The organism is Sinomicrobium pectinilyticum (assembly GCF_003725735.1).
GTDB lineage: Bacteria > Bacteroidota > Bacteroidia > Flavobacteriales > Flavobacteriaceae > Sinomicrobium > Sinomicrobium pectinilyticum.
Genome location: NZ_RJTM01000105.1, coordinates 66,304 through 76,680, shown reverse-complemented (window position 1 = coordinate 76,680; position 10,377 = coordinate 66,304). Strand labels below are relative to the sequence as shown.

Annotated in this window: 9 protein-coding genes and 1 tRNA gene; 4 read left to right on the top strand and 6 right to left on the bottom strand. The window is 43.2% G+C overall.

Features of this window, described 5'->3' with window-relative positions; genetic code table 11:
• Positions 1-123: 123 nt before the first annotated feature.
• Entirely contained in the window at positions 124-366 is a 243-nt protein-coding gene (locus ED312_RS15315) for a putative signal transducing protein (protein WP_123216896.1), read from the bottom strand.
• Positions 367-720: 354 nt separating this feature from the next.
• Here ED312_RS15315 and rnr point away from each other — a divergent pair, with 354 nt between their 5' ends.
• From rnr to ED312_RS15300, 3 genes are all read left to right on the top strand, one after another.
• The gene (gene rnr / locus ED312_RS15310) at positions 721-2,916 is read left to right on the top strand and encodes a ribonuclease R (protein WP_123216895.1); all 2,196 of its coding nucleotides are present in this window, start codon (positions 721-723) and stop codon (positions 2,914-2,916) included.
• A gap of 67 nt (positions 2,917-2,983) precedes the next feature.
• Entirely contained in the window at positions 2,984-3,658 is a 675-nt protein-coding gene (locus tag ED312_RS15305; RefSeq protein WP_123216894.1) for a head GIN domain-containing protein, read from the top strand.
• 12 nt (positions 3,659-3,670) lie between these two features.
• Positions 3,671-4,354, top strand: coding sequence for a LysE family translocator (locus tag ED312_RS15300; protein ID WP_123216893.1), 684 nt, complete (start codon positions 3,671-3,673; stop codon positions 4,352-4,354).
• A 213-nt stretch (positions 4,355-4,567) separates the two neighbouring features.
• Here the strand turns inward: ED312_RS15300 and ED312_RS15295 are convergent.
• Together ED312_RS15295 and folB are read right to left on the bottom strand one after the other, a co-directional pair.
• Positions 4,568-4,638, bottom strand: a tRNA-Cys gene (locus ED312_RS15295).
• Between the two features lie 76 nt (positions 4,639-4,714).
• Positions 4,715-5,098, bottom strand: coding sequence for a dihydroneopterin aldolase (folB, locus tag ED312_RS15290; RefSeq protein ID WP_123216892.1), 384 nt, complete (start codon positions 5,096-5,098; stop codon positions 4,715-4,717).
• Positions 5,099-5,239: 141 nt separating this feature from the next.
• Here folB and ED312_RS15285 point away from each other — a divergent pair, with 141 nt between their 5' ends.
• The gene (locus tag ED312_RS15285; protein ID WP_123216891.1) at positions 5,240-6,925 is read left to right on the top strand and encodes a glutamine--tRNA ligase/YqeY domain fusion protein; all 1,686 of its coding nucleotides are present in this window, start codon (positions 5,240-5,242) and stop codon (positions 6,923-6,925) included.
• Positions 6,926-7,111: 186 nt separating this feature from the next.
• On the opposite strand, the gene ED312_RS15280 is transcribed toward ED312_RS15285, so the two are convergent.
• The 3 genes from ED312_RS15280 to gltX form a co-directional block, all read right to left on the bottom strand.
• Entirely contained in the window at positions 7,112-7,531 is a 420-nt protein-coding gene (locus ED312_RS15280) for a GNAT family N-acetyltransferase (protein ID WP_123216890.1), read from the bottom strand.
• A gap of 227 nt (positions 7,532-7,758) precedes the next feature.
• Positions 7,759-8,694 carry an SPFH domain-containing protein gene (locus ED312_RS15275; protein WP_123216889.1) on the bottom strand — a complete coding sequence of 312 codons (936 nt, stop codon included), beginning with the start codon at positions 8,692-8,694 and terminating at the stop codon, positions 7,759-7,761.
• Positions 8,695-8,797: 103 nt separating this feature from the next.
• Positions 8,798-10,312, bottom strand: a complete 1,515-nt coding sequence (gene gltX, locus ED312_RS15270) for a glutamate--tRNA ligase (RefSeq protein ID WP_123216888.1) — start codon at positions 10,310-10,312, stop codon at positions 8,798-8,800.
• Positions 10,313-10,377: the final 65 nt, after the last annotated feature.

The following is a 10,377-nucleotide window of genomic DNA, read 5'->3' as shown; positions in this document are numbered from 1 at the left end:
AAAAAATCTTTTTAAAAAAAATAATTAATAATGATAATTATATATGTTGTTAACTACTTTAAAAAAGCGAAGATGTGTTATAAAAAAATATGAGGTTGAGGGAAGGATAAAAAAAGGGATAAATTATACGATACGCATGGAAGAACGATTATCCTCCAGGTTTTTGATAATGGCAATAGCCGCTTCGGCATCTTCCCGGTGTACCTTGAGCCTTATGCCACCCAGGGCGTTGGAATAAAACGGGGTGACATTGACCATAGTTTCGTTTTCAAAAACATGGGGTATACCTTCTTCATCGAGTATATGATGTAACACGGTGTATTCGTGAGGATACGTGAAGGTAGCCACTACAACAAAATCTTTCATGCAAATGATTGTTGGTAAACTTCATATAAAATTAAAAAATTAGACGGATATTTGCTAAAATATTTTAGTGTACACTGTTGAAGTTCTTGTGGTAGTGCGTACCTCTCTTATATCCTCTTTTTTCTCCAGTGAATAATCTATGTATCTTATAAAAGAAAGTATTCCCGTGATAAGGATGAGAATGAAAACAGCTATTATGTTATAAACTTTTTTCAAGAGCTTTATTGTCTTTATGGTATAAGACGATGAAAGAAGGAAATTGTTACACTTTTTTTAATATAATTTTAACTTTTCTTTATCCCCGAACTACTTCAATTATTATTTGTACTTTTCAACTTTAATAGAAACGATTATATGTCAAGAAAGAAAAAGCGTGCGGAAAAGCACAAAACTCATGAAATAACAAAAGGTATTTTTTCCGTATTGGAAAAGAACCCGGAAGAATCATTTAATTATAAACAAATAGCTTCCCGGCTGGGTATAACAGATGCCAGCGGAAGAAACCTCCTGATAAAAAAACTGGTACAGCTCAAGGAAAAGAAATCGATAGAAGAAGTCGAAAGGGGAAAATACCGCGCTATTCCTTCCCTGAATTATTTTACGGGACGGGTAGATATGACCGGACGGGGGAATGCGTATGTGGTCTGTGAAGAACTGGACCAGGATGTTTTCGTGCCTTCCAATATGCTGGGTAAGGCTTTACACGGTGATGAGGTGGAAGTGTATGTATTTCCAAACCGGAGACGAAGCAGTAAAAAAGTGGAAGGGGAGATTACCAAGATACTTTCCCGTAAGAAGATGGCTTTTGTTGGCATAGTGCAGATGCAGAAGAATTTTGCTTTTGTTCTGCCTACGGATTTCCGGATGTATACGGATATTTTCGTCCCAAAAAACAAAATAAACGGCGCCGAGAACGGAGATAAGGTCCTGGTAGAAATTACCGAATGGCCGGAAAAAGCCGATTCACCCTATGGGCGCATTACGGAAGTGTTCGGCAGACCGGGAGATCACGATACGGAAATACATGCCATACTTGCCGAATACGGACTGCCGTATACCTTTCCTGAAGAGGTAGAACATTTTGCCAATCAACTGGATACTTCTATTACGGAAGAAGAAATAAAAAAGCGCCGCGATATGCGCGACGTACTTACCTTTACCATAGACCCGCGGGATGCCAAGGATTTTGACGATGCCCTCTCTTTTCGCGTCCTGGAAAACGGTAATTATGAAATAGGAATACATATTGCCGATGTTTCGCATTATGTGGTTCCGGGAACCCTGTTGGATGATGAAGCCTACAACCGGGCAACATCAGTATACCTGGTAGACAGGGTAGTGCCTATGCTGCCCGAAATATTGTCCAATAATGCCTGTTCTCTGCGCCCTAATGAGGAGAAATATACTTTTTCCGCGGTGTTTGAAATGAATCGTAAAGCCGAGGTGCTCAACCAGTGGTTCGGTCGCACGGTGACGTATTCCGATCGCAGGTTTGCCTACGAGGAGGCACAGGCCATCCTGGATACGGAAAGCAACAAAATACCTGAAGAAGTGTCGCTTACCGGTAAGGCCTATGAAGTGGAACAGGAAGTGGCCGATGCCATACTGACACTGGACAAACTGGCAAAAATCATGCGTTCCAAACGGATGCTGAACGGAGCTATTTCCTTCGATAAGGTGGAAGTGAAGTTTCATCTCAACGAAGAACATGTCCCTACCGGGGTATTTTTTAAGGAAGCCAAGGATTCCAATAAACTCATAGAAGAGTTTATGCTGCTGGCCAACCGTAAAGTAGCGGAATTCATAGGACGTAAAAAACCGGAGAAGACATTTGTCTACCGGGTACATGACGAACCCGATGAAGATAAATTAATACAGCTGCAAGGCGTTATTTCCAAATTCGGGTACTCCATTAACATGAAGAGCAGAAAGACGATTACAAGCTCTCTGAATAGCCTGCTTACCGAAGTGCAGGGAAAGAAAGAACAAAACCTGGTAGATACCCTTACCATACGAAGTATGAGCAAGGCAGAGTACACTACACAGAATATAGGTCATTACGGATTGGCATTTGATTACTATACACACTTTACCTCGCCCATCCGGAGGTACCCGGACGTCATGGTACACCGGCTGTTACAGCATTACCTTGACGGTGCGGAATCTGCCAAGGAAGAAGAATACGAGGAAAAATGCAGACATTCTTCCAGCATGGAAAACCTGGCCGTAAATGCCGAAAGGGATTCGATTAAATACATGCAGATAAAATTTATGGATGACCACAGGGAAGAGGAGTTCGTCGGTGTTATTTCCGGCGTTACCGAATGGGGTATTTATGTGGAGATCGTGGAGAACAAATGTGAAGGTATGATACGTACCCGTGATATCAAAGATGACTATTACGTTTTTGACGAAAAACAATATGCCCTCGTAGGGGAAGTGACTAAAAACATGTACCAGCTCGGCGACGAAGTTGTGGTCAGAGTGAAGAATACCGATCTGGTAAAACGTCATTTGGACTTCGATTTACTGGGAAAAGCGGAAGAATAGCGATATCTTTGGAATAATTATTGCCGCGGAGTGTACATAATTTTGTGTTTACTAAAAAATGATATCTATGAAACGCGTATTTTTTGTTTTATTTCTTTTAATAACAGCTGTCGGATTTTCACAGAAAAACATTACGAAAGAAACCGGAAAGTTTGATATGGTAAAGGTATTCGACGGTATTTCGGCACAGCTGATTCCTTCCGATGAAAATAAGGTAATAATATCTGGTGAAGATGCTTCCGAGGTGAGTGTGGTCAATAACAACGGGAACCTGAAGATACGGATGCAATTGAAAAAAACGTTCAGCGGACATAAGACCTTTGTGGAAATACACTATAACCAGAAGCTCAGCCTTATTGATGTGAATGAAAATGCTTTTATCTCGTCACCGGAAACATTTAAACAGATCGATCTGGAACTGAGAGCGCAGGAAGGCGGAGAAATAGATATTACAGTGGCTGTAGAAAAACTGAAAACAAGAGCCATAACCGGTGGTATTCTGGATGTGAAGGGAAGTGCGAAAAATCAGGAAATAAAGATCAATACCGGCGGACAGTTCGAAGGCAAATCGCTGGAGACTGAGCAAACAACGGTAAATGTAAATGCCGGGGGTACTGCAGAAGTCCGCGCTTCGGAATATGTAGAAGCAAGAGTTAAGGCGGGCGGTACAATAAAGATTTACGGAAATCCTAAAGTAATAGATAAACAAACCTTCCTGGGCGGAAAGATATTAGAACAATAAAGGCTGATTTTCATGATGCAGGATATTCTGGCTGCCATTCCCTGGGGAATATTACTCGCCTTTACCATAGGCCCTGTGTTTTTTGTACTTCTGGAAACCAGTGCCCTTAAGGGTTTCCGCGCGGGTATTTCATTTGATCTGGGGGTGGTGACCAGTGATATACTCTTTATTCTTATAGCGTATTTCAGCACCAACCAGATTCTGGAAAAACTGAAGGACGACCCCGCACTTTTTATTTTCGGCGGTGTACTGCTCCTGTGCTATGGTGTGATCTCCTATGTAAAGATCAAAAGGGATTTCAGAAGGAACGACGATAATCTTGAGGATCTGGTTATCCCTAAGAAGAATTATATGGCCCTGTACATCAAAGGCTTTTTGCTCAATTTTATCAACATCGGCGTGTTGGGGTTCTGGCTGGGGATTATCATAGTTTTCGGTCCTAAACTGGATATGGAGCCGGACAGGATCACCACCTTTTTCGGTACCATCATTATTACCTATCTGGTGGTGGACGGCATAAAAATAATACTGGCCAAACAGTTAAAGGGAAAACTTACACCCTGGCGGATATATAAAGTAAAGCGCGTTATAAGTATTGTGTTAATGGTATTTGGTATAGCATTGATCATACAGGGGCTTTTCCCGGAAGAGAAAGCGAAGATAAAGGAAGCCATAGAAGATATCCGGAAGAAGTAGTAATGGTTTTGGAGTTGATTAGTCCCGATATTTATCGGGATGGAGTTGTGAGTTTTTTAATGGCCTGTAAACTGTAAGTAAGAATGAAAAACAACACACGGTTATAGATTAAAAGAGGCGGCTGAGTGCTTACACCTTTGGTGTAAGTGTACCGAAGCCCTGGCATCAGTATATAAAAAAACGTCCCGCAATCTTACGGGACGTTTTTTTATGAGGCACCGAGCGGATTCGAACCGCTGTAGAAGGTTTTGCAGACCTCTGCCTAGCCACTCGGCCACGGTGCCATACTTTCGGACGGCAAATCTACTAATTTATTTTTTAAATCAAATAAATTATAACGGGTAATTCCGTCCGGGAATATTACAATTCCTTTTGTTGTCTGTGGTTGTTCCGTGCCAGGGTCATTTCTATGGTTACCATTTCCACATTACCGCCAATGGGCGGGTTTATTTTCGAAACTTCTACCGTGGCTTCTTCGGCTATTGGTATTTCATCAAAAATACGGTCGAGGATACGCCGGGCAACATGCTCGAGTAATTTGGACCGTATGGCCATTTCTTCTTTCACAATGCTGTTTATGTGTACGTAGTCTACGGTATCCTTCAGATTGTCAGTGTCGGCAGAAGGTTGCAAGTTGGCCATTACAGCCACATCCACACGGTAGTCGCTGCCTATTTTTCCCTCTTCCACGAGGCATCCGTGATAGGCATATGCCCTGATATTATGCAGTCTTATAATTCCCATTGTTTTCCTGTCAAAATGCAAAAGTAACTCTATTCCTAACAAAGACAAAGGATATGACCATAGAGGAGATACATTTTAGCTCATACGTCTGTCAGGTTTCAAAAGTTGGCGTATTTTTGCAGCAAAAGAACCGCAATTGTTATGTCGGAAAAAGAAAGATCGCTTAACTTTTTAGAGCACATCATAGAGGAAGATATCAGGGAAGGCTTTCCTAAAGAAAATCTGAGGTTTCGTTTTCCTCCGGAACCCAATGGATATTTGCATATAGGCCATGCCAGTTCGATTTGCCTGAATTTCGGGCTCGGGCTGGATTATAAAGCCCCGGTAAACCTGCGTTTTGATGATACGAACCCGGAAAAGGAAGAGCAGGAATATGTGGATGCCATTAAAAAAGATGTGGAATGGCTCGGGTATGAGTGGGATAAGGAATGCTATGCTTCCGACTATTTCCAGCAGTTATATGACTGGGCCGTTGAACTGATAAAAAAAGGAAAAGCCTATGTTGACAGTCAGACTTCCGAAGAAATAGCAGCCCAGAAAGGAACACCTTCGAAGGCAGGAGAAGAGAGTCCGTACCGGAACAGATCGGTAGAAGAGAACCTCGATCTCTTTGAACGTATGCGTAAAGGAGAATTCAGATCGGGGGAACATGTACTCCGTGCCAGGATAGATATGGCCTCTTCCAATATGCTGATGCGCGATCCGATAATGTACCGAATACTGCACAGGAGCCATCACCGTACGGGAAATGACTGGCCCATATATCCGATGTACGACTGGACGCATGGCGAGAGCGATTACATAGAGCAGGTATCACATTCTTTTTGTACGCTGGAATTTGCCATGCACAGGGAGTTATACGAATGGTTCCTGGACAATGTATATGATGACGGAAGGGTAAAACCGAAACAACGGGAATTTGCTCGCAGGAACCTCAGTCATACCATAGTGAGTAAAAGGAAACTTTTACAACTGGTTAAAGAAGGAGTGGTAACGGGTTGGGACGATCCCCGGATGCCCACTATTTCCGGTTTGAGACGAAGGGGTTATACCGCGGAGTCCATTCGTAATTTTGCCGATACGGTAGGAATAGCCAAGCGCGAAAACCTGGTGGATGTCTCTCTGCTGGAATTCTGTATCCGTGAAGACCTCAATAAAAAAGCGCCGAGGGTAATGGCTGTACTGGACCCTGTAAAAGTGGTGATTACCAATTATCCCGAAGGGCAGGAAGAGTGGCTGGATGCCGAAAATAATCCGGAAGATGAGAACGCCGGTTTCAGAAAAGTGCCCTTTTCCAGGGAGATCTATATCGAAAGGGAAGATTTCAGGGAAGAGGCCAACAGGAAGTTTTTCCGCCTGAAATTAGGAGGGGAAGTACGGCTTAAAAATGCCTATATTATCAAAGCGGAAGATTGTGTAAAAGACAGTGAGGGCAATGTTACCGAGATCCGTTGTACTTATGATGCGCTGAGTAAAAGCGGAAGCGGAACAGAGGAAAGTATGCGTAAGGTAAAAGGCACATTGCACTGGGTTTCCGTACCGCATGCCATAGAGGCCGAAGTGCGTATATACGACAGGTTGTTTACAGACGCGGAACCGGACGGGCATAAGGATAAGGATTTTATGGAATTTATCAATCCGGATTCCCTCAATATTACGAGAGGTTACGTAGAGCCGTCTTTAAAAGAGGCCGGGGCAGGGGAGAGATACCAGTTTCAAAGGCTGGGATATTTCTGCGTGGATAAGGATTCGAAGACAGGTAAGTTAGTGTTTAACAAAACCGTCGGGCTGCGGGATACCTGGGCGAAGATCCAGGATAAGAACTGAGATGATTCTGAGGCAGGTGGTTAACGTGTTATCCATTGTTTGACCGACCTTATCTGAAAAGAGAAGATACTTATAAAAGTGTTGAAAAAGTCTGCTTTTTCATGCACGAAACAAAATCATGGTATTTTAATAGCTAGGAACCCGTTTAACTAAAAGACTCGATAACTATGGTATCCGGCCTGTTTCTCATATAGAAACAATTTTTTCCATAATCAGTTCGGATTGCGTAGTATTGTGAAATCCGAACTTTTTATATAAACGGTGAGCATCCAGAGTTTTCAGCCCCCACTTTTCCACAAAGGTGAGTTCCGGGTGCTGCATTATGTTTTTCAACAGTAACTTTCCGAGACCGTTTTTTCGGTATTCGGGAAGGACAAACACATCCATGATCCAGGCGAAAACAGCATAATCGGTCACTACACGGGCAAAACCTACCTGTGTACCTTCTTTGGTATAAACACCAAAGCACAGGGAGTTGGCAATGGATCTTTCCACGATCTCCCTGCTCCTGCCTTTGGCCCAGTACGATTTGTTGGTGAGAAAATCTTCTATGAGATCAATGTCAAGAATGGTTTTATCCGTGGAAACATAAAAGGAGTTTTGCATGAGATTAAGATATTAAATAAATCTATTGTCCGGATGAAAAATATCGGAAGCTGTTATTATTGGTAAAAGCTATTGAATCCACGTTTAATATTATTTTTTATAATCAAAAACGACCTTCCTTAATGCGATTTAAGCGAAGATCGTTTTTGTGATAACACCGATACTCATTTGAGAAATAAAAAGCGTGCAGAGCCTGTTATTTTAAGGCATTTCCGCAAAACTATCGGCTATTGCCTGTTTTTGTCTTCTCCTTTCTTTGCAGATTTCTTCATGGCCTCCCCGAGCTGGTTACTGGTGGTGAATGCCGCAACCATGTTGTTGAGCATATCCGTTCCTGCCTGCGGTGAGTTGGGTAACAGTATAAGGTTACTGTTGGTTTCTTCACCTATGGACTGTAAAGTATCGTAGTGCTGTGTTACTACGATCAGGGCAGAAGCTTCCTGCGAGTTTATCCCTACTTTGTTCAGGACTTCTACCGATTCTTCCAGGCCTCTGGCTATTTCCCTTCGCTGATCTGCGATACCCTGTCCCTGCAGACGTTTGCTTTCCGCTTCCGCTTTCGCCTTTTCCACAATACGTATACGTTCGGCATCCCCGTCGAACTGGGCTGCTATTTTTTCGCGTTCCGCAGCATTGATACGGTTCATGGCTGCTTTCACCTGGGCGTCCGGATCAATATCCGTAACCAGTGTTTTGATTATGTCATAACCGTAATCCAGCATGGCATCCTGTAATTCACCTTTAACAGCTATGGCTATATCATCTTTTTTTACAAAAACGTCGTCGAGTTTCATTTTAGGAACTTCGGCACGTACCACATCAAAAACATAACTGGTAATCTGGTCATGGGGATATTCCAGTTTGTAAAATGCTTCGTAAACCTTTTCGCGGATAACGACATATTGGACGGAAATCTTGAGTTTGACGAAAACATCATCCAGCGTTTTGGTTTCCACGATAACATCCAGTTGTTGTATTTTGAGACTCAGTTTCCCGGCAATACGGTCTACGATAGGTATTTTCAGCTGCAGGCCGGAATGTCGTATACTTTCAAAACGCCCGAAACGTTCCACGATAGCAGCAGTTTGTTGCTTTACCACAAAAAAGGCAGAGATAAAGATGATGACTGCAAAGAAAATCAACGGATAAAATAGGTAACTCATGACTTCGTCTTTAATAGATTAATGATGTGTGAATATACACAAAAAAACCTCACAAGTCTTGTTAAACTGTGAGGCTGTTATAATAAAACGTTGCGCCGGGAAACTAACCGATTGTGCTTATGGCTTTGTTAATGCGGCTTATGGTTTCTTCTTTACCGAGTATTTCGATAATATCAAAAATATGGGGGCCTTTCATTTCACCCACCAGTGCAAGACGGAGCGGGGGCATGATCTGCCCGAATCCGTAGCCGTTGTCACTTATCCATTCCTTGACTGTTCCTTCCGTAGTGGCGGAAGAGAAATCAGTAACATTTTCCAGTACGGTGATAAGCCGTTGCAAAAGGTCTGCCGTATTTTCTTTCCATTGTTTTTTCGAGGCCTTCTGGTCATAGGATTCGGGTGTTTCGAAAAAGAAGGAAGCCTGGTCCCAGAAATCATTTACAAAAGTGGCTCGTTCTTTAACGAGAGACACAATCCGCGTTAACGGAAGGGAAGTCTGTATCCCTTTGCTTTCCAACAGTTTTGCGAAAGCCTCCCCGAGCAGGGTATCATCTTTTTGTTGCAGGTAATGATGGTTGAACCATTTTATTTTTTCCGGATCGAACCGTGCACCCGATTTGTTTACCCGTTCCAGGTCGAAAGCGCGGATAAGCTCTTCCTTGCTGAACAACTCCTGTTCCGTTCCCGGGTTCCATCCGAGAAGGGCGAGGAAATTTATTACGGCTTCGGAAAAATAACCGTCTTCGCGATATCCCCGCGAAACATCTCCGGTAGCAGGGTCAGACCATTGCAACGGGAATACGGGAAAACCCAGTTTATCACCGTCCCTTTTGCTCAGCTTTCCTTTGCCGGTAGGTTTTAAAATAAGGGGAAGGTGTGCAAATTCCGGTGCTTCCCAGGAAAAAGCACGGTATAACAATACGTGGAGAGCCAGGGAAGGGAGCCATTCTTCACCCCGGATCACATGGCTGATCTCCATCAGATGATCGTCCACGATATTGGCAAGATGATAGGTAGGCATGCCGTCGCTCTTAAAGAGGACTTTATCATCCAGTATTTTGGTATCCACGGTAATTTCACCCCGGATAATATCTTTCAACGTTAAAGTTTCGTCTTCCGGGCATTTGAAGCGGATAACGTAATCTTCCCCGGCATCCAGCTTCTTTTGCGTCTCTTCTGCCGTAAGTGCAAGGGAATTATTTAATTTCTGCCTGTTGTGCCAGTTATAGATAAATGTTTTGCCTTCGCTTTCATGCTGCTTGCGGTGAGCATCCAGTTCTTCCGCCGTGTCAAAAGCATAATAGGCCGTACCGTTGGCAATGAGCCGGTCGGCATAATCTTTATAAAGATGTTTGCGTTCACTCTGCCGGTAAGGCCCGAAACCTTTTTCTTTGCCTGTTCCTTCGTCAAAGGGAATGCCGCACCATTGAAGGGATTCGACGATATAATTTTCGGCACCTTCAACGTAGCGGTTCTGATCCGTATCTTCTATGCGGAGGATAAAATCCCCTCCGTTCTTTTTGGCGAAGAGATAGTTGAACAGTGCGGTGCGGACACCTCCTATATGTAAAGGCCCCGTAGGGCTGGGCGCAAAACGTACGCGAACTTTTTTTGTCATTTCTTCCTTGTTTGTCCGGCAAATTTAAGGGTTTCTCCATAAGCCGCAAACCACAGTTTGCAGTA